Annotated in this window: 15 protein-coding genes; 5 read left to right on the top strand and 10 right to left on the bottom strand. The window is 74.1% G+C overall.

From position 1 onward, the window contains the following. Window positions 1-39: 39 nt before the first annotated feature. From GR130_RS26410 to GR130_RS26430, 5 genes are all read right to left on the bottom strand, one after another. On the bottom strand, window positions 40-1,347 hold the full coding sequence (locus GR130_RS26410; RefSeq protein WP_159507026.1) for an NAD(P)/FAD-dependent oxidoreductase: 1,308 nt from the start codon (window positions 1,345-1,347) through the stop codon (window positions 40-42). After that, a complete protein-coding gene (locus GR130_RS26415) occupies window positions 1,344-1,538 on the bottom strand; it encodes a ferredoxin (protein ID WP_159507027.1) in 195 nt (64 codons plus the stop codon). Before GR130_RS26415 ends, GR130_RS26410 begins: the two co-directional genes overlap by 4 nt. A 65-nt stretch (window positions 1,539-1,603) precedes the next feature. Next, window positions 1,604-2,833, bottom strand: coding sequence for a cytochrome P450 (locus tag GR130_RS26420; RefSeq protein ID WP_159510229.1), 1,230 nt, complete (start codon window positions 2,831-2,833; stop codon window positions 1,604-1,606). A 243-nt stretch (window positions 2,834-3,076) separates the two neighbouring features. Beyond that, complete coding sequence (locus GR130_RS26425; protein WP_201305006.1) at window positions 3,077-3,697, bottom strand: TetR/AcrR family transcriptional regulator; 621 nt, start codon at window positions 3,695-3,697, stop codon at window positions 3,077-3,079. A 250-nt stretch (window positions 3,698-3,947) separates the two neighbouring features. After that, window positions 3,948-5,219: a CapA family protein gene (locus tag GR130_RS26430; RefSeq protein WP_159507028.1), complete on the bottom strand. Its 1,272-nt coding sequence runs from the start codon at window positions 5,217-5,219 to the stop codon at window positions 3,948-3,950. A gap of 157 nt (window positions 5,220-5,376) precedes the next feature. Here GR130_RS26430 and GR130_RS26435 point away from each other — a divergent pair, with 157 nt between their 5' ends. Further along, window positions 5,377-6,333 (top strand): aminoglycoside phosphotransferase family protein, encoded by a 957-nt coding sequence (locus tag GR130_RS26435; RefSeq protein WP_159507029.1) that lies wholly within the window; start codon window positions 5,377-5,379, stop codon window positions 6,331-6,333. Between the two features lie 109 nt (window positions 6,334-6,442). On the opposite strand, the gene GR130_RS26440 is transcribed toward GR130_RS26435, so the two are convergent. Continuing rightward, window positions 6,443-8,581, bottom strand: a complete 2,139-nt coding sequence (locus GR130_RS26440; protein WP_159507030.1) for a restriction endonuclease — start codon at window positions 8,579-8,581, stop codon at window positions 6,443-6,445. A 412-nt stretch (window positions 8,582-8,993) separates the two neighbouring features. Further along, the gene (locus GR130_RS26445; protein ID WP_159507031.1) at window positions 8,994-10,136 is read right to left on the bottom strand and encodes a glycoside hydrolase family 88 protein; all 1,143 of its coding nucleotides are present in this window, start codon (window positions 10,134-10,136) and stop codon (window positions 8,994-8,996) included. Window positions 10,137-10,538: 402 nt separating this feature from the next. On the opposite strand from GR130_RS26445, the gene GR130_RS26450 reads away from it, so the two are divergent. After that, a complete protein-coding gene (locus tag GR130_RS26450; RefSeq protein WP_159507032.1) occupies window positions 10,539-11,381 on the top strand; it encodes a nitroreductase/quinone reductase family protein in 843 nt (280 codons plus the stop codon). 25 nt (window positions 11,382-11,406) lie between these two features. Here GR130_RS26450 and GR130_RS26455 read toward each other — a convergent pair whose 3' ends face one another. Further along, window positions 11,407-12,969, bottom strand: a complete 1,563-nt coding sequence (locus GR130_RS26455) for an AMP-binding protein (RefSeq protein ID WP_159507033.1) — start codon at window positions 12,967-12,969, stop codon at window positions 11,407-11,409. 749 nt (window positions 12,970-13,718) lie between these two features. Between GR130_RS26455 and GR130_RS26460 the strand changes: the two genes are divergently transcribed. Next, window positions 13,719-14,294, top strand: coding sequence for a TIGR03086 family metal-binding protein (locus GR130_RS26460; RefSeq protein WP_159507034.1), 576 nt, complete (start codon window positions 13,719-13,721; stop codon window positions 14,292-14,294). An 81-nt stretch (window positions 14,295-14,375) separates the two neighbouring features. On the opposite strand, the gene GR130_RS26465 is transcribed toward GR130_RS26460, so the two are convergent. After that, window positions 14,376-14,561: a hypothetical protein gene (locus GR130_RS26465; protein ID WP_159507035.1), complete on the bottom strand. Its 186-nt coding sequence runs from the start codon at window positions 14,559-14,561 to the stop codon at window positions 14,376-14,378. A gap of 397 nt (window positions 14,562-14,958) precedes the next feature. Between GR130_RS26465 and GR130_RS26470 the strand changes: the two genes are divergently transcribed. Further along, on the top strand, window positions 14,959-16,383 hold the full coding sequence (locus GR130_RS26470; protein WP_159510231.1) for a lipase maturation factor family protein: 1,425 nt from the start codon (window positions 14,959-14,961) through the stop codon (window positions 16,381-16,383). Here the strand turns inward: GR130_RS26470 and GR130_RS26475 are convergent. Further along, window positions 16,277-17,365, bottom strand: a complete 1,089-nt coding sequence (locus GR130_RS26475; protein ID WP_159507036.1) for a tetratricopeptide repeat protein — start codon at window positions 17,363-17,365, stop codon at window positions 16,277-16,279. The two genes, GR130_RS26470 and GR130_RS26475, sit on opposite strands and share 107 nt — an antisense overlap. Before the next feature lie 245 nt (window positions 17,366-17,610). On the opposite strand from GR130_RS26475, the gene GR130_RS26480 reads away from it, so the two are divergent. Then, window positions 17,611-18,786 (top strand): lactonase family protein, encoded by a 1,176-nt coding sequence (locus tag GR130_RS26480; protein ID WP_159507037.1) that lies wholly within the window; start codon window positions 17,611-17,613, stop codon window positions 18,784-18,786. Window positions 18,787-18,840 lie beyond the last annotated feature (54 nt).

Genomic DNA, 18,840 nt, shown 5'->3' on the forward strand with positions numbered 1-18,840 from the left:
CGTCCCCCCGTGACCGGCCGCCCGCGGCGGGCGGCGCGGTCAGCTCGCGGCGGTGGCCGCCGCGACCCGCTCGCGGGCCTCGTCCCAGGGGACGGGGGTGGCGACCACCGCGCGCAGCGCCCGGATCTGGCGCGGCGGGATACCGGCCGCGAGCACGCCGACGGCGCTGTCGCCGCGTCCGTAGAGCGCGACGGTGCGGCGCTCGTCGCGGTCCAGGAGGGTGGTCTCGACCCGGTCGGCGCCGGCGGTCAGCCCGTACGCCTGGATCTTGAGGGCGTACTGGTCGGACCAGAAGTACGGCACCGGCGCGAAGGGGCGGCGCTCCGGCGGGGTGTCGCCGGGGTCGTGGGCGCCTTCGGCGGCCAGTTCGGCGAGCAGGTTGCGGGCGGCGGCCATGCCCTGCTCGGTGGCGTTCATCCGGTGCTCGAAGCGCACCGGCCGGCCGTGGACCGGGTGGTCCCAGCGGGCCACGTCGCCCGCGGCGTAGATCCCGGGCGCCGCGGCGCAGTACGCGTCGCAGCGCAGCCCGTCGGAGGTGTCCAGGGCCGGGTCGGCGAGCCAGTCGACGGCGGGCGTGGAGCCGATGGCGAGCAGGACGACGTCGGCCGGCAGCAGGCTGCCGTCGGCCAGCCGTACGCCGCCGACCCGGGCCGGGGCGCCGTCCTCTGCCACGGTGAACCCGTCGACCGCGCCGGTCACCAGCCGTACGCCCCGGGCACGGTGCTCCTCGGCGAGCAGTTCGCCGACCTCGGTGCCGACGGCGCCGGCCATGGGGACCGGGTCCCGGCCGACCAGGGTGACGTCGTGGCCCAACTCCCGGGCCACCGCGGCGGCTTCGCAGCCCAGGACGCCGTTGCCGACGATGACGAGACGGCGCGCCGGGTCCGCCAGGCCGGCGCGCAGCGCCAGCGCGTCGTCCAGGGTGCGCAGGGTGTGCACTCCGGCGAGGCCGTCGGCCCCGGGGAGGGTGCGGGCGGCGACACCGGTCGCGACGATCACCCCGGCGCATTCGAGCCTCCCCCGCTCTCGGCCTTGCTCAAGCGGGGGGACCCCCACACCTCCGTCGAGGGTGAGGGTGCGGGTGGCCGCGTCGAGCCCGGTGGCCCGGGTGCCGAGCCGCAGGTCCAGGCCGAGCGGGTCGAGCTGGTCCCGGGTGCGCAGCAGTAGCCGGTCCGGCTCCCAGGTGCCGTGCAGCAGCTGCTTGGACAGCGGCGGCCGGTCGTAGGGCAGTTGGTCCTCGTCGCCGATGAGGGTCAGCGGGCCGTGCCAGCCGGAGCGGCGCAGCGCCTCGGCGGCGGCGAGCCCGGCCGCCGAGGCGCCGACGACGGCGATCGGCCGGGCGCTCACTCGTGCACCTCGATGACCGCGGCGGGGCAGATGGCGGCGGCCTCGCGGACCGCGGCGTGCTGGTCGGCGGCCGGTTCGGCGTCGAGGAGCACGACCACGCCGTCCTCGTCACGCTGGTCGAAGACCTCGGGGGCGATCAGCACGCACTGGCCGGCGGCGCAGCACTTGTCGGCATCAAGGGTGATCTTCATGGCAGGGGCTCCGTGGGGATCGTCAGGGGTCGTCAGGGGTCGGGGGAACGGTGCCTGGTGGCGTTTCACCAGGTCACGGGCAGGGAGTGGCATCCGTAGATCGCCATGTCGGTGCGGAACGGGATCTCCTCGACCGGCACCGCGGGCCGCATCGCCGGGAAGCGGCGCAGCAGCGTGGCGATGACGACCTGGAGTTCGACGCGGGCCAGCGCCTGGCCGAGGCACTGGTGGATGCCGTAGCCGAAGGCGACGTGGTGCTGGGCGTTGGGCCGGCGGACGTCGAGGCGGTCGGCGTCGGCGAAGACGCTCTCGTCGCGGTTGCCGGACGGCACCGCCGCCACCACGCCCTCGCCGGCCCGGATGAGGTGCCCGCCGATCTCGACGTCGACGGTGGCGACCCGGCGCGGGCCGTTGCGGATGATGCTGTGGAAGCGCAGCAGCTCTTCGACGGCGCCGCGGATCAGCGCGGGGTCCCGGCGCAGCTGCTCTGCGGTCGCCGGGTCCTGCATCAGGGTCAGCGCGCTGAGCCCGATCATGTTGGCGGTGGTCTCGTGCCCGGCGACCAGCAGCAGGGCGGCGAAGGCGGCGACCTCGTCGTGGCTGATCTCGCCGGTCTGCCGCTGTTCGGTGATCAGCCGGCCGAGGATGTCGTCGCCCGGGTCCGCCTCCTTGGCGGTAACCAACTGGTCGAGGTAGTCGCGGAGTTCGACCCGCGCGGCCTCGCGCTCGGCGTCGGCGACGGACCGCGACAGCAGAGTGCCGGTGAGCCGCTGGAAGATCTCGTGGTCGTCGTACGGGACGCCCAGCAGCAGGCTGATGACCAGCGACGGCACCGGCAGCGCCAGCGTCTCGACGAGGTCGGCGGTGCGCCCCTCGGTCCGCTCCAGCGCGTCGCACAGCTCGTCGGTGATCCGCTGGATCTCCGGGCGCAGCGCCTCGACGCGCTTGACCATGAATTCGCGGGTGACCATCCGGCGCAGCCGGGTGTGCTCGGGCGGGTCCATGCGGATGAAGCCGCGGTTCTGGGTGCTGGCGCCGCCGGTCATCCCGCTGAGCGGATAGCCGTGCAGCGTGGTGTCGGAGCTGAAGCGGGTGTCACCGAGGATCGCCCGGATGTCGGCGTAGCGGGTCGCGAGCCAGGCCCAACTTCCGTCGGGGAGCGAGATCCTGGAGATCGGCTCCTCGGCGCGCAGAGCGCCGAACTCGGCCGGCGGTTCGAACGGGCAGCCGCTGGGCGGCTCGACGGGCAGGGGTGCCGGGGCGGGGGGACGTTCGGTGTCGATGGTGTCGGTCATCTCGGTCATCTCGCTCCTCGCGCGCACACCGGGAGGGACGTGCGCCATACGTCAAACGTTCGCCTAACAAGCGTAAACTTACATGTGTAATGACCACGTAAACGCGCCGGGGGGGGGTGGCGAACGGGCACGCGGCCCGGAGGCAGCGGGCACACGTGAACGCCCCCGGCCGTCGAGGGGCCGGGGGCGAAGAGAACGAAAGGGAGGGAGCGGGGAGAAGGAGAAGAGAACCCGGGGGCCGGGTCAGCGCTCCAGCAGCAGCTGGAGGATCTCGTCCACGAACCGGTCCAGCCGGCTGGTGTCCTTGCGGCTCGGCATGACCTGCCAGATCATCACCCGGCCGTGCACCGCGGACCACAGCAGATACGGCGCCTCGCCACGCGACCCGCGCACCCGCCAGCCCGCCTCCTCACAGGCGGTCAGCGCGTTGTGCCAGCTGCGCACCAGCAGCCCCGCCGGGTGGCCGGCGAGCCGTTCCGGGCCGACCGGGGTCTGCCGGGTCTCGTAGAGCAGCCGGTAGTTCGCGGGGTGCGCGATGGCGTAGCGGCAGTACGCACGCAGCTGGGCGCGCAGCCGGTCCACCGGGTCGTCCGGGTCCGCCTTCGCGGCGGCCTCGGACATGGCGCGCGCGAGCCGCTCGTAATTGACCTCCAGCGTCGCCCAGACCAGCTCGGTCTTGTCGGCGAAGTGTCGGTAGATGCTGGGCGCGGCGACGCCGGCCTCCCGGGCGACCGCGCGCAGCGACAGCGCGTCCTCGCTGCCGACCTGCTCCAGGAGGCGCTCGGTCGCCCGCAGCAGCTCCTCCCGCAGGCGCTCGCCCTGTCCGCGCGGGTTACGGGGCCGGACGGCCGCACTCTCGCTCACTGCCCTCCGGTCCTTCCTGGTCGTGCCGATGTGGACCTTCGACGGGGTCCGTACTCCTCCACCAGGGTTTCACACCGGTGCCGCGGACCGTACCCGAGGACCGGCCCACCCGGAGGCACGGGCGCCGCGTCACCTGCCCCTCCCGGCGCCGCCGCACCGGCGGGGCCGGCGGACGCGCGCGGGGCCGCTCCGTAGCCTGCGGAGACGGTGCCGCCCGCAGCCTCGCCCGGCGTGGTGGTGCGCCGTGCCGTCACCTGCCCATGACCAGTCCGGCCTGGTGTGCGCCCCTGCTCAGCACGATGCCCCGGATGCGGTGGCGCAGGGGCTCCAGGTCCCGCCGTCCGGCCTTGATCGCCTGGTTCACGTTGATCACGCGGCCCGCCTCGGCGTCCCACCACAGCGGGACGAACTCGGCCTTGGTGATCTCCCAGCGGCCGCCCGGCGTGGCCGGGGGCGTGAAGGTGAACCGGGCGGCGGTGCTCATGTCGCCGCGCTCGTCATGCGTACTGCCCCCGATGAGGTCGCCCAGCCCGTAGGCGACCCACGTACCGCTGCCGTGCACGTCATCGGCCGCTGCCCGGCCGTCCTGTGGACGGCCGGCCCCGGTCCCGTCGACCTTCTCGTACGGCTGCGGGGTGTGCGTGTGGCTGCCGACGATCAGGTCGATGTCGGGGCGGCCGTCGGTGCGGGCCGCGGTGAGGGCGCGGGCGAGCCGGAGCTGCTGCGCGTCGGGCGCGGTCCGGTACTCGGTGCCCCAGTGGGCGCTGACGACCACGATGTCGGCGCCCGCCCGGCGGGCCGCCCGGGCATCCGCAACGACCTTCCGCGGGTCGAGCAGGTTGGCGGCCCAGGGCGCACCGGCCGGGCGCTTCGCGCCGTCGGTGCCGTAGGTGTACGAGAGCTGCGCCACCCGCGCGCCGCCCGGGGCCCGGAGCAGCACCGGGCGGGCGGCCTCGGCGGCGCCACGGGCCGAGCCGGTGTGCCGCAGCCCGACCGTGTCGAGGACGTCGAGGGTGTGCCGCACCCCTGCCACGCCCTGGTCCAGGACGTGGTTGGAGGCGGTGGCGCAGGCGTCGAAGCCGGTCGCCTTCAGCGCGGTGGCGACCTGCGGCGGGGCCTGGAGCTTCGGGTAGCCGGTGAACGGACCGTCCAGCGGGCCGAGCGGCGCCGCCAGATGGCAGAGCGCCAGACCGGCTCCGTGGATGACCGGCTGCACGCCACGGAGCATCGGCCGGAAATCGTAGCCGCCGTCCACCGGGGCGTCGTCCTGCGCGGTGCCGAGCGCCTCGGGGTGGGCGGGGACGACGTCCCCGGAGGCGACCATGGTGAACGGCCGGGCGGGACCGGCCGCGGCGGGCCGGGTACCCGCGCGCCGGTGCCGCGCCCCGGCGGCGGAGGGCCGGGCGGCCCGGTAGGCCGGGCCGCGCCGCGGGGTGTCCGGCGGGGCATCGGCCCGGCTGCCGCAGCCGGCGGCCAGAGCGGCGAGCAGGACGGCCGCCGCACACCGTGTGAACGCGCTCATGTCCGACAGATACCAGCCGCTTCGGCCGGGATTTCACCGTGAGCCGTGGTGTCCGGCGCTATCCCCCGTACGGCCGTGGAGCCCGGCCGCGGCCGCGGCCCGCCGTGCGGTCGACGCGCGGTCCTGGGGCCCTCGCCCGTCCCGTTACGCTGCCCCGATGGCACACACCTCGCAGGCCCACGACCGCTTTCCCGCCGGGCTGCCGGTACTGACCGAGATGGGGCGCACCGCGTCGGGGCGGGCCTGGCTCGACCGGCTGCCGGGGATCGTCCGGGACGTCGAGGAGCGCTGGGAGCTGCGGCTCGGCCCGCCGGTGCACGGCGGCAGTTGCTCGTGGGTGGCGCCCGCGGAGGGGCCCGACGGCGTACCGGCGGTCCTCAAGGTGACCTGGCCGCACCGCGAGGCCGCGGGCGAGGCGCCGGCGCTGCACGCGTGGGGCGGCCGGGGCGCGGTACGGCTGCACCGCTGGGACCGCGAGCGGGGCGCGCTGCTGATCGAGCGCTGCACCCCGGGCACCCTGCTCGGCGACGCCCCGCTGCCGCCGGACGAGCAACTCGCCGTGGGCGCTCGTGTCCTGCGCGACATATGGTCCCCACACGTGCCGGAAGAAGGCCGGTGGGGGACGCTGGAGCGGATGGACGCGGTCTGTGCCGAGTGGGCGGACCTGCTCCAGGAGCGGATGCGGCGGCTGCGGCCGGACTACGACCCGGGGCTGGTCGCGCTCGGCGCCGAGCTGCTGCGCACCCTGCCGGCCACCGCCGCCCGCGAGGTCGTGGTGCACGGCGACGCCAACCCGGGCAATGTGCTGGCCGCAACCCGCCTGCCCTGGCTGGCCATCGACCCCAAGCCGATGGTCGGCGACCCGGCGTACGATCCCACGCCGCTCCTCCTCCAGATCGACGACCCCTTCGAGCACCCCGATCCGCGGCCGGTGCTGCGCGAGCGGTACGCGCTGGCCGGCGAGGTGCTCGGCGAGGATCCGGCACGGCTGCTCGCCTGGTCGGTGGCGCGCGGCGTGGAGAGCGCGCTGTGGAGCGCGGACCATGACGATGTGCCGGGCGGGGAGGAGGAGTTGGCCGAGGTGCGGGTGCTGGCGGAGCTGGCCGGACTGTGACCTTGCCGGGGCACGCCGGCTCGCGATCGGGGGCCGTCCGCCCCTCGGGTGCGAGAGCAGGCGCGGCTGCGGCGGAGCCGAGCCGCCGCACCGGGAGCGGGCGCGGCGCTCACGCCACCTCGATGCCGAAGTCCTGGACCAGCGCCTCCAGACCGCCCTCGTAGCCCTTGCCGCCGAGGACGAAGTCCCAGTCGCCGCCCGCCCGTTGACGGAACGAGCCGAGGACCAGCGCCCGCTCGCCGCGCCGCCCGTCCGAGACCTCCAGCCGCCCCAGTTCCGTCCCGGCGGCGTCCAGCAGCCGGATCCGGGCGTCGGTGAATCCGGCGAGATCCGCGTCCGGGTCGGCCTCCGCGTCGATCGCCGCGACCAGGACGAGCCGGTCGGCGTCCGCCGGCAGGTCCTCGAACCGCACCTGCATCGCGGCCCGGTCCGGGGCGAAGCCGGGCAGCATCCGCACCGCGCCGTCCGGGGTGCGCGGGTTGTTGAAGAAGACGAAGTGGTCGTCGCCGAGCACGGTGGTCCCCTTGCAGACCAGCGCGCAGACGTCGAGGGCGACGTCGCCGGACCAGTTCATGCCGAGGACGTTGTGCTCCGCGGTGCCGTCGGCGGAATCGCCGGCGGCCCGGTCGGCGGCCTCGGGGGCGGCCCGGTCGCCACCGGCGGTGGGACCGGCCTGGCGGGCGCCGGGGCCGAGGCGCCCGCGCAGCCCGAACCGCCCCAGGAGATCGACGAGTTCGGGGCCGGCGATGAGGGTGAGCGGCTTGCCGTTGGCGAAGGTGTGCGCGCCGGGACCGAACCGGGACGTCGTCACCAGCACGCCCTTGTTGGCGCCTTCGGACTGCACGGTGCCGTAGAGGTCGCGTACGGCGGTGGGCGGGACGGTGTGCCGGTAGCGCTTGACCTGCACGACGATCTTGCCGCCGCGGATCGGGTCGGGGTCCAGCGCGTCCACGTCGACGCCGCCGTCACCGGACCGCTGGGTGGTCACCGCCTGCATCCCCATGGCCCGGAACAGCTCGGCGATCAGGTTCTCGAACGCGATCGGGTCCATCTCGTGGAGGTCCGGCTCCCCCTCGTCGCCGTGCCGGACGACCGCGCCACCGCCGCCGACGTCGCCCGGCTGCCGTCCGGGGCGTACCGCGGCGCGCTGGTCGGGGCGGGCCGAGAGCCGGCCGCGGAGTCCGTCGGTCAGACAGTCCACGGCGCTGACCTGCGCCAGGTGGTAGGCGGCGAAGGCGTCGCGGGGCGCCATGACGGTGGCGAGGAAGATCTTCGCGGGACGGCCGGTGACCGGGTCCACGTCGTCGACGAAGCCGTTGAGCGCCACCGAGTCCAGCGCCCCGTGGGTGTCGGCGGCGAAGAGGTCGCGCAGGACCAGCAGGATGCTCTGGGCGAGCACATCGCGGTAGAGCGCCCGGCGCTGGGCGGCCGGGCGGGCGGTCTCCCGCTCCTCGTCCGCGGTGGGCAGGTAGCGGACCGCCCTGGCCTCGGGGACGATGGCGAAGCCCGGCAGTTCCCAGTCCAGGACGAGTTGCCGGGCAGCGCTGTCGTACGCGGCGCCGACCTGCCGCGGGAAGCCCTCCGGCCAGGCGGCGCCGGAGTACAGCGCGGCGCAGAAGTACTCGACCACCGCGTCCGGGTCCCCGCTTCGCAGACCGGCGGTCAGCTCCTCGATGCCCGCGTTGTGCCGCCGGATGCCCTCCAGCGCACCGGCCGCCCACTGGTCGTACTGCCGCCGGTACGCGGCCAGTTGGGCCTGCCGTCGGGATTCGGCGGCCTGCGCCGCGTACCAGTCCCGCTCGAAGCGGGCGCGCGCCTCCTCCTGGGCGCGGTCGCGGCGGATCCCGAACTGCCGCCCGCCGGCCGGCGTCTGATAGCGGGCCGGGTCGGGCATCGCCACCGGCTCGGCCAGCGCACCGGGCGCGAACGGCTCGACCCGCTCCGGCCGCCGCAGGGCCGCGGCCGTGAAGGCGGGCGCCCGGCAGCCGTCCGCGAGCAGGCCGGTCAACACGGCGACCCGGGCGTCCAGTTCCTCGGTACGCCGCCGGGCGTCGGCCTCGCGCTGCCGGCGGTAGGCGGCCTGCCGCTCCCGGTGCATCCGCGCCATGGCGCGCTCCGCGGCCCGCGCCTGCCGCTCCTGTTCCCGCTGCCGCTGTACCTGCGCACGGTGCTCGGCCTCCTGCCGGCGCTGCTGCTGGCGCTGCGCCTCGGCCCAGATGCCGACTAACCCTTGGGAACGGCGGCTCATCTCGCGGTACGTCCTCCCCCGGGGCGCCCGCCCCCGGAACTCTGCGGCAGCGGTCGCGTCTGCCGCGTTTGCCGTGTCTTTGGTGGTCGGTCCGACTTTATCGGGGGGCACGGCGCGCCCATCAGGGGGCGGGCGCGGCGGGCGGCGGCGGGGGGCGTCGGCCGGCCGTCGCGGCGCGCATCCGGGCCGATGTCTCGGCGGGGCCGTCGTCCTCGGGTACGCCGGGCACCAGTCGCCTCCGACGCGGCCGCCCCGGACCGGCTCGTCACCCGTCGCCACCCGCTCGCCGGCACCGAAACCGCCCTGACGTCCGGGGCTCGGCACGCCACCTCCGTCAAGGCGGTGGCATTGCCCCAGCGGTGACGGCCGGAGCGGGCGGCACGGCGGGATCCGGCCGGGCCTGTCCGGTGGGTCAGCCGCCCAGTGCGGCCATTTCCGTGCCCGCCAGCAGAAAGCCCCCGACGCCGAAATCGGCGGTGGAGTCATAGGTGACCGGCTGGCCCGACTCCGGCCGGTCACCGGCTTTTTGGACATATCCCAGAAAGCCGTCGGGATGGACCGCGGTGGTCACCATCGCATTCCACGCACGGGCCGCCACGGACCGGTAAAGGCCGGCGGGGACGACGCCGGTGCGGACCGCGTACGCCATCCCGAACGTGAAGAAGGCGGTACCGCTGGTCTCCGGTCCCGGCAGCTGTCCGGGGTCGGCCAGGTTCACATTCCAGAACCCGTCCGGTCTCTGCACGGTCCGCAGCGCGGCCAGCTGGCCGGCGAACGTACGGCGGTACCCGGCCACCGGCGCGAACGTGTCCGGCAGCGCCGCGAGCACCTTGGCGTGCGCGCCCGCCACCCAGCCGTTCCCGCGCGACCACAGCACCGGCTTGCCGTTCGGGGACGCGATGCCGCCCGGCAGGAAGCGCTTGTCGCGGTACCAGAGGCCGGTGGCGCGGTCGTAGAGGCCGGGCCCGCCCTCGGCGCTCTTGGTGTGGGTGTACAGGGCGTGCATCGCGTCCCAGTAGGAGCGGTCGTCGCGCAGCGCGCCGAGCCGGGCGAACGGCGGCATCGCCATGTGCAGCGCGTCGTCCCACCACCAGTCGTCGTGCCGCTGCGCCGCGGTCTCGGCCATCCGCCGCAGCGACTCCTCGATGGCGGCGACCTTCGCCTGGTCGGGAACGGGGTCCAGGGCGTACAGGTCGAGGTAGACCTGGCCCGCGCAGTGGTCGTCGGCGTGCCGGGTGGCGACGCCGTTGTGCAGGCCGTACCCGTGCTTCTCGGCCCAACCGCGCGCATAGGCGAGGTAGCGGGGCTCGCGGGTGAGGGCGTGCAGTGCCATCAGCCCGCTGAAGAAGGTGGCGCAGGCCCACTGGTTGTCGCCGGGGTCGGGGTGCGCGCCGATCCAGTGGTCGGCGACCCGGCGCAATACGGCGACGGTCGCGGCGCGGGCCGGCGGCCGGTGGTCGGGCACCCGGCCGGTCGCGGCGGCGGCCGGCCGCGCGGGCAGCGCGGTGCCGGCCGCGAGCGCCGCGCCGGTGGTGAGGAATTGCCGACGTTCCATGAAGACACCCCTCCGGGACTCCTGCATTCATGTCCACGAACAGCGTTCTGCCACATGAGGAACGGCGAGGACATGGTGGCAGCCAACTCCCGCCGGCGGAAGGGGGGATCCTGGCCCGCCATTGCCTTTACCGAATGCGCCCATTACCTTTGTCGCCGTGACTACCGGGTCGGCCATGGGCCACGAGCGAGTGGGGCACCCGGTCACTTCGTGACCGCGCGGCGGGTGAGAGACCCGCCCCCTTGCCCCTCGCCTCCGCATTCCGCGCGGATCGCGCGCGACTTTCTTCCTCCACCACGGGCACAGCCCTGCGCTGCCGTTCGCAGCGCGCTGCCGCGTGGTCAATTCCGCCTGCAATCCCCCCTGCCCGAAACACATTTTTCCCTGGAGACGAACACCCTTATGCCCAACCCCTTCAACCAGCAGGTCATCGACGAGTTCCGCGCCAACCGCGGCCGGGTCGGCGGCCCCTTCGAGGGCGGCCGGCTGATCCTGCTGACCACCACCGGGGCCCGCTCCGGCGCCCGGCACACCACCCCGGTGGCCTACCTCCCCGACGGTGGTGAGCGCATACTCGTCATCGCCTCGGCCGGCGGCGCACCGCACCACCCCGACTGGTTCCGCAACCTGGTCGCCCACCCCCGTGTCACGGTCGAGGACGGCGTCCTGACCTACGAGGCCGAGGCCGTCGTCCTGGAAGGCGAGGAACGCGACCGGGTCTTCGCCCGCGCCGCCGAGGCCAACCCCGGGTGGGCCGCGTACCAGGACAACACGACCCGCGTCCTCCCCGTGGTGGCCCTGACCTCGGTCGAGGCGGGGCCGCCGAACTTCGCCGGGGCGACACCCGGCGAGGCCATCACGATCCTGCACGACGCCTTCCGCCGGGAACTCGCCCTGATCCGCAAGGAGGTGGCCGACGCGGGCCCGGTGCTGGCCGCCCAGCTGCGCGTCAACTGCCTGACGATCTGCCAGGGACTGCACAACCACCACAGCGGCGAGGACCGCGCGATGTTCCCGTTCCTCCGCGACCGGTGGCCCGAACTCGCCCCGGTCCTCGACCGCCTGGACGAGGAGCACCGGAAGATCGCGGCGCTCCTCGACGAACTCCGGCAGGTGATATCCGGCGACGGCGCCGAGCCGGGACGGCTGCTCGCCGAGGTCGACCGGCTGACCGAGGCGTTGGAGGCGCATCTGGCGTACGAGGAGGAGCAGTTGATACCGGTGCTGGACGCCATGGCTCCCTGAACGGCGGGCGACGGGCACCGCGCGCTCAGATCAGACCGCCGTGCCCGGCCCAATAGGGCTCCCGCAGCTGCCGCTTGAAGAGTTTCCCGGACTCGTCGCGCGGCAGCAGCTCCTCGAACACCACGGCCCTGGGCACCTTGTACCCGGCGAGCCGCTCCGCGACGTGGGCGCGTACCGCCGCGGCGCTGAGCCGCACGCCGGGCTCGGTCTGGAGGTGGGCGGCCAGCACCTCGCCGAACTCCTCGTCGGGTATGCCGAACACCGCCACGTCCCGCACCCCCTCCAGCGACAGCAGACATCCCTCGATCTCCGCCGGATAGATGTTGACCCCGCCGGAGATCACCATGTCGTTGCGCCGGTCGCTGAGATAGAGGTAGCCGTCCTCGTCGAGATGCCCGATGTCTCCGATGGTGACGTATCCGGGGAGCCCCGGTGCCTCCATCGTGGCGCGCTTGTCCGGGTCGCCGAGATAGGTGAACCGGGGCCAGTCGTCAGCGGGTTTGAGGTAGATCTCGCCGGTGGAGCCGTTCGGCAGCGGCTTCCCGGCGGGATCGAGGACGACGACCCCGCAGGTACCCTCGGCGCGGCCCACGGTGCCCGGGTGGGCGAGCCATTCGGCGCTGTCGCACCAGGTCACCGCGCCGGTCTCGCTGCCGCCGTAGTACTCCAGCAGTACCGGCCCGAGCCAGTCGATCATGGCGTGTTTGACATGCGGCGGACAGGGCGCGGCGGCGTGCACGACGGAGGTGAGCGAGGACACGTCGTAGCGCTCGCGGACGTCCTTGGGCAGCCGCAGCAGCCGTACGAACATGGTGGGCACCATCTGCACGTGCTGGATGCGGTGCCGTGCGACCAGCCGCAGGAACTCCTCGGCGTCGAAGCGCGGCATCAGCGTGATGTCCAGCCCCGCGGCGAGCGCGAGCACCGCCTGCTGGCTGGGCGACGCGTGGTAGAGGGGGGCGGGGATCAGCGTAGGGCTGCCGGGCGCGACGGCGAAGTACTCCAGGAAGGACTCCACCGCTTCGGCCAGCCGGTCCGGGCCGAGCGGTTCGCGGAGAACTCCCTTGGGGCGGCCGGTCGTTCCGGAGCTGTAGATGACGGTGGGCGGCCTCTCGTCGGCGGGCCGCGCCAGCGGCTGATGCTCCATCAGCCAGTCGTCCAGGAGCGGGTGCCGGCCGGTCGCGGCCGGGGCGGCGAAACCGCAGGCGGCCGCGACACCGGCCGGCACGGCGGCCTCGATGATCCGTACGCCGTCGGGGAGCACGGCGGTCACCGCCGGCAGCAGATCGGTGTGGACGAAGACCACCTTGCTCCCGCTGTCGGTGAGCACATGCCGCAGGTCGTCCTGCTTGAAGTGCCAGTTGACGGGGACCGCGGAGGCGCCGAGCTGGGCGGCGGCGGCCGTGATCTCCAGATGCGCGGGCTCGTTGCGCAGCACGACGGCGATCCGGTCACCGGGGGCGACTCCCCACGCGCGCAGACCGGTTGCCATCCGCCCGGCACGGTCGAGGAATTCCGGATAGCCGCGTTCATGTCCCGCGGAACGGATGGCGGGTGCGCCGGCGGCGGAGTGGGCGGCGGCTTCCATGGTGCCTCCATCGAGTGCGGCCAGGACCGGCGCACTCACCGGTCCGGCCCATTGAACAGCCAACCCGGGCCGCCCACCAGAGCGCGCTGCGCCATCCGTTGTTCCCCCCACGTTGCCGGCTTTCCCGCCGCGGGGGAGCGGGTGCGGTTTTCCCGCCTTCGGCGGGAGCGGGAAGGGTGAGTGGTCGGTTTTCCGCCTTCGGCGGAGAGGGTGTTCGGGGTGGGGCCCCGGGTGGGTGGTGGGTGCCGGGTGCGGGGCCTCCGGGGTGGTGTCGTGGACTGCTGCGCTTTACGTCCACGACACCACCCCTCCGGCCCCACACCCTCCCGTACGTCAGCGGGACCCCACCCCTGAGGGAGGAAGGGAGGCCCTCGGTACTCACGCCCAACCCGCGCTTCTGCTCCCAGGGTCACCACGACGGCCCGAACAACCCCATCCCCCACCGGGCGGGGGCGCCCCGCCGGCGGGAGGGGGCGGGCCGGAGGCGCCTGTGTTGTGGACGTAAAGCGAAGCAGTCCACAACACAGGCGCCGGAGGCCCGGCCCCGCCACCCACAAGGCGCCCCGGCCCACAACCCCTTCCGCTCCCGCCGAAGGCGGGAAAACCGCACCCGCTCCCCCGCGGCGGGAAAGCCGGCAACGTGGGAGTCACCCCCGGTGGGCAACCGCGGCGGGAAAGCCGGCTACGTGGGGGTCACCCCCGGTGGGAAAGACGGCAACGTGGGCCGCACCCTCCTATCCTCAAGGACCATGAACAACAACGACGTCCTGCGCACCCACGGCGAGGCGCTGAAGCTCTTCGGGTCCCGGGTCCATGCCATCCAGGAGGACCAGTGGGAGGCGCCCACGCCGTGCACGGAGTGGTCGGTGTTCGATCTGGTGAACCACGTCACCGCCGAGCAGCTGTGGGTGCCGCGCCTGGTGCGCGACGGTGCCACCATCGCCGAGGTGGGCCCGGATTTCGACGGTGACCAGCTCGGCGAGGATCCGGTCGGGGTCTGGGACCGGGCGTCGACGGCCGCCATGGCGGCGTTCGCCGAGCCGGGCGCGCTGCACCGCTCGGTCCACCTCTCGTACGGCACGGCACCGGCCGACGCGTACTGCTCGCAGATGACCGCCGACGCCGTGGTGCACACCTGGGACCTCTCCCGCGCGATCGGCGCCGAGGAACGGCTGCCGGACCATCTGGCGAAGGCGGCGCTGCGCGAAGTGGAGCCGTACGCCGGGAAGCTGGAGGGGTCCGGACTGTTCGCCACCCCGGTGGAGCCGCCGGAGGACGCGGACGATCTGACGCGGCTGCTGTGTCTGCTCGGGCGTCGGCCCTGACCCGGAGCGGGGCCAGGGCCGGCGGAGCGGGACCGCCGGGCGCTCACCGGGAATCGGGCCGGGGAGCGCCGCGGGCCGCGGTCAGTCGATGCCGCGGAAGATGTGCGGTTCGACGGGATCCTCCTCGCAGCCGGCGAGACGCACCGGGCCGCAGCGATCCCAGGCTTCGAGGTTGCGGACTTCCTTGATACGGCCGGGGCGCTCGCCCTGCTTCAAACGGGGCTGCTTGTTCTGAGCCTTGTGCAAAGCCACCACGTACTCCTTCATCGAGGTATTGGTTCCGACGCGGTGGCGCCTTGTTCACAGACCGGGAGGTCGGCCAGGGTTCGTGGCGTTCCCGCGACGGGCCAATGGTGTTGGCGTCTCCCAGAAGGGTCGTCCGTCGCCCTCCAGAATATCGACGCCCCTCGTGCGCCGCTCGACTTTTTCCGGCGATAAAGGCATGTCAGGGGAACGGGAAAAAACCGCCCCCGTGTGCGACAAGGGCACAGGGGCGCGGCATACGGTGCGTCACTCACCCGAATGGCAGTCCGCGGGCTCGCCGGAGCAGCCGGGTTGCCGGGTCCGTCCGCTTCCGTAGGCTGGGAAGGTGGCCCGCTTCGCGGCGGTCACCCTCCCGCGCGCCGCGTCCTCGGCCGGTGGCGGCGGTGCTACCCATGTGCGCGTGGAATGGTTCTCGGATCCTGGTGCATGGCTCGGGCGGCTGGTGTTCCAGCGGATGCTGGCGGTGCTCTATTGCGTGGCGTTCGTCGCGGCGGCCCGACAGTTCCGGGCGCTGCTGGGGGCGCGCGGGATGCTGCCGATCCCCGACTTCGTGGCGCGGGTGCCGTTCCGGCTCTCGCCGTCGGTCTTCCAGCTGCACTACTCGGACCGGTTCTTCGCGGCCTGGGCGTGGAGCGGCGCGGTGCTCGCGGCGGGGGTGGCGGCGGGCGGGGCGGACGCGGTGCCGCTGGGGGCGGCGATGGCCGTGTGGGCGGTGCTGTGGGCGATGTATCTGTCCGTCGTCAATGTGGGGCAGACCTGGTACGGCTTCGGCTGGGAGACGCTGCTGCTGGAGGCGGGGGCGCTGGCGGTCTTCCTCGGCAATGCCGACACCGCTCCCCCGGTGCTGGTCATGTGGCTGCTGCGCTGGCTGCTGTTCCGGGTGGAGTTCGGGGCCGGGCTGATCAAGATGCGCGGCGACAGCTGCTGGCGCGATCTGACGTGCCTCTACTACCACCATGAGACCCAGCCGATGCCGGGGCCGCTGAGCTGGTTCTTCCACCGTCTGCCGAAGCCGCTGCACCGGGTGGAGACCGGCGCCAACCACGTCGCCCAACTCGTCCTTCCGGTCCTGCTGTTCACCCCGCAGCCGGTGGCCGGATGGGCGGCCCTCGGGATGGCCGCCACCCAGCTGTGGCTGGTGCTGTCCGGCAACTTCTCCTGGCTGAACTGGGTGACCATCGCGCTCGCCCTGTCGGCCGCCGCCCCGCTGTGGGCCGGTCCACCGCCGTCGCCGGGCGCACCGCCGGTGTGGTTCGAGGTGCTGGTCGTCGCCGCCGCGGCGGGCGTCGTCGGGCTCAGCTACCGTCCGGCGCGCAATCTGCTGTCCAGGGCGCAGCTGATGAACACCTCGTTCGAGCCGCTGCATCTGGTCAATTCCTACGGCGCGTTCGGCAGCATCACCCGGGTGCGCCGTGAGGTCGTCGTCGAGGGCACCGAGGACGCGGTGAGCGGGCCGGACACGGTCTGGAAGGCGTACGAGTTCCACGGCAAGCCGGGTGAACCGTCCCGTCTGCCGCGCCAGTTCGCCCCGTATCACCTGCGGCTGGACTGGCTGATGTGGTTCGCGGCGCTGTCGCCGGCCTATGCGCGGTCGTGGTTCCTGCCGTTCGTGGCGCGGCTGCTGGAGAACGACCGGGACACCCTGCGGCTGCTGCGCCGCAACCCGTTCCCCGATCTGCCGCCGGCGCGGGTGCGGGCCCGGGTCTTCCGCTACCGCTTCACGACCTGGCGGGAACTGCGGGAGACCGGTGAGTGGTGGCACCGGAGCGCGGAGCGGGAGTTCCTGGCGCCGGTGTCGCGGTCAGCTCTGCTCGGAAGGCGATGACCATCTCGCGCGCGTGGCGGAGCCCGATGCGGTCGAAGTCCCCTTCCAGGGCGTCGAGTTCGGCCAGCGTCTCGGTGCGGTCGCGGCCCAGGCGGGCGCGGGACTTGGCCAGCCCGAGCCGGGAGAGCGCCTCGCCGCGCGGCTCGTACATCTCGGTGAACTCCCGCAGCGCGAGGGCGTAGGTGTCGCGGGCGGCGGCGTAACGGCCGGCGCGGTAGAGGACGTTGCCGCGCATCTTGTGGTTGTAGGCGAGCGCGCTGGCCAGGTCCATGGTGCGGCAGATGGCCTCCGCCTCGGACAGCAGGTCCAGCGCCCGGTCCGGCTCGCCGCGGACGGACAGCACGTCCGCCACGCCGCGCAGCGACCAGGCCCGGCCGCGGGCGTCGTCGGCCTCGGTGGCTATCCGGACGGACTCCTCGAACAGCTCCAGGGCCTTGTCGTAGTCGCCGGTGTTGCGGTGCATCTGCGCGATGCCGGACATCGCCCAGACCATGTGCCGGGCCTCGCCGTGCGCCCGGCCCTGTTCGAGCAGCTGCTCGTGGAGCTCGGCGACCGCGGCGTAGTCGCCCTGGATGCGGCCGGTCTCGGCGAGGCCGGCGAGGGCGTAGCCCTGGGCGAGCCGGTCGCCGCTGTCGGCGGCCAGCGTGACGGCGTGGCCGAGCAGCCGGCGGGCGAGCGGCAGGGTGCCGCACTGGCGGGCCAGGGTGCCGCCGCTCCACAGCGCCCACGCCATGGCGGCCGGGTCGCCGGTGTCGCGGGCGCTGCGGTAGCTCGCCCGCCAGGCGCCGCCCGCCGCGTCGACCCGCCCCAGCCGCCGGTTGGCCTCGGCGACCGCGAGCTGGGCGCGGGCCCGCTCCAGCGCGGTGTCCGCGTCGGCGAGCGCCCGGTTCGCGGTGTCCAGCACCTCCTCGTACGAGGAGTTCACGCTCAGTGCCGAGCCCAGTTCGCCCTGGTACTCCGGGGCGAATGCCTTGCCGTACATCGATCCCTGGCCTCTCGATCGTCTGTTTGCCTTGATCACGAAACTACGAGGTGGCAGGGGGCCGGCGAATCCGTCCGCGTATGGGTTGTGATGTACGACTGGAGTGCTACGGGTGGGGGTGGGGGTCATCATCGGGATGTACGGGGCCGTCGGGGTCCGGCGGGCTGATGGTGCGTCAAGTACCGTCCCCTTGCGGGGGTATGGGGCGCGGGTCACCCTGGCAGCACCGGTACCGGAGGTGCGGCATGGGCGAAGCGGCGGCAGCGGCGCGCGGCGGGTTCGGCCGGCGGCGGTTCGTGACGGCGGTCACGGCGGGACTGGCCGGGGCGGCGGCCCTGACGGCCGGGGACCCCGCCGCCGCGCGGACGCCGCGGCGCGGCCGGCCGCTGTTCCTGGGGACGTACACCTCCACCCCGGGCGGCGGCGCCGGCGTCGGGCTCGGCGGCTACGACCCGGCCACCGGCGCGCTCACCGCCGGCGGCGTGGTCCCGGGGGTCGCCGACCCGTCGTATCTGGCGCTCGCGCCGTCCGGGCGGACGCTCTACGCCGTCGACGAGCAGCAGGACGGCGCGGTGACCGCGATGGCGCTGCCGTGGGGCACGGGCGGGCCGCCCGTGGTGCTGGGCAGCCGGTCGACCGGTGGGGCCGGGCCCTGCCATCTGTCGGTGCATCCCCGCGGTCGCTGGCTGCTCAGCGCCAACTACCTGTCCGGCAGCGTGGCGGTCCATCCGATCGACGGGCGCAGCGGCGCGCTGGGCGAGCGGACGGATCTGGTCGTCCACACGAGCCCGCCGCCCGGCCCCGGGCAGACCGGGCCGCACGCCCACCAGATCACCACCGCTCCGGACGGCCGCCATGTGCTCGCCGTCGACCTGGGGAACGACACCGTCTACACCTACCGGCTGGACGAGCGGGCCGGGACGCTGGCGCCGGTGTCGCAGGCGGCGCTGCGGCCGGGCGCCGGGCCCCGGCATCTGACCTTCCACCCCTCCGGCGCGTGGGCCTATCTGGCCAACGAGGTGGACGACACCGTGGTGGTCTGCGGCTACGACCGGCGCGACGGGCGGCTGGTGCCCGGGGCTCCGCAGTCCACCGGGACGGGTGCGGGCGTCAGCTACCCGGCGCAGATCCTGGTGACCGGCAACGGCCGGTTCGCCTTTCTCGCCAACCGCGGCCACAACAGCCTCACCCGGTACGCGGTGGAGGCCGGCGGGGCCCGGCTGCGGCTGCTGGACACGGTGCCGGTGGGCGGGGACTTCCCGCGGCAGATCGCCTTCTCGCCCGACGAGCGGTGGCTGTTCGCGGCGAACCAGAAGTCGGGGTCGGTGACGGTGTTCTCGGTGGACACCCGGACCGGGGCGCTGGTGGCGGCGGGCCCGCCGTTCGCGGCGCCGGTGCCGGTGTGCGTACTGCCGCTGTGAGGGCCGCAACGGCTCCGGGCCCGGCCCGCTGAGCCGGCGCGGCCGAATCGTGGC

Source organism: Streptomyces sp. GS7, from assembly GCF_009834125.1.
Classification (GTDB): Bacteria; Actinomycetota; Actinomycetes; order Streptomycetales; family Streptomycetaceae; genus Streptomyces.

Bases quoted from the DNA above. Each gene is read 5' to 3' on its own strand.
- GR130_RS26415 (WP_159507027.1), bottom strand. From the start codon at position 1,538: ATGAAGATCACCCTTGATGCCGACAAGTGCTGCGCCGCCGGCCAGTGC.
- GR130_RS26420 (WP_159510229.1), bottom strand. From the start codon at position 2,833: ATGACCGACACCATCGACACCGAACGTCCCCCCGCCCCGGCACCCCTG.
- GR130_RS26430 (WP_159507028.1), bottom strand. From the start codon at position 5,219: ATGAGCGCGTTCACACGGTGTGCGGCGGCCGTCCTGCTCGCCGCTCTG.
- GR130_RS26435 (WP_159507029.1), top strand. From the start codon at position 5,377: ATGGCACACACCTCGCAGGCCCACGACCGCTTTCCCGCCGGGCTGCCG.
- GR130_RS26440 (WP_159507030.1), bottom strand. From the start codon at position 8,581: ATGAGCCGCCGTTCCCAAGGGTTAGTCGGCATCTGGGCCGAGGCGCAG.
- GR130_RS26445 (WP_159507031.1), bottom strand. From the start codon at position 10,136: ATGGAACGTCGGCAATTCCTCACCACCGGCGCGGCGCTCGCGGCCGGC.
- GR130_RS26450 (WP_159507032.1), top strand. From the start codon at position 10,539: ATGCCCAACCCCTTCAACCAGCAGGTCATCGACGAGTTCCGCGCCAAC.
- GR130_RS26455 (WP_159507033.1), bottom strand. From the start codon at position 12,969: ATGGAAGCCGCCGCCCACTCCGCCGCCGGCGCACCCGCCATCCGTTCC.
- GR130_RS26460 (WP_159507034.1), top strand. From the start codon at position 13,719: ATGAACAACAACGACGTCCTGCGCACCCACGGCGAGGCGCTGAAGCTC.
- GR130_RS26465 (WP_159507035.1), bottom strand. From the start codon at position 14,561: ATGAAGGAGTACGTGGTGGCTTTGCACAAGGCTCAGAACAAGCAGCCC.
- GR130_RS26475 (WP_159507036.1), bottom strand. From the start codon at position 17,365: ATGTACGGCAAGGCATTCGCCCCGGAGTACCAGGGCGAACTGGGCTCG.
- GR130_RS26480 (WP_159507037.1), top strand. From the start codon at position 17,611: ATGGGCGAAGCGGCGGCAGCGGCGCGCGGCGGGTTCGGCCGGCGGCGG.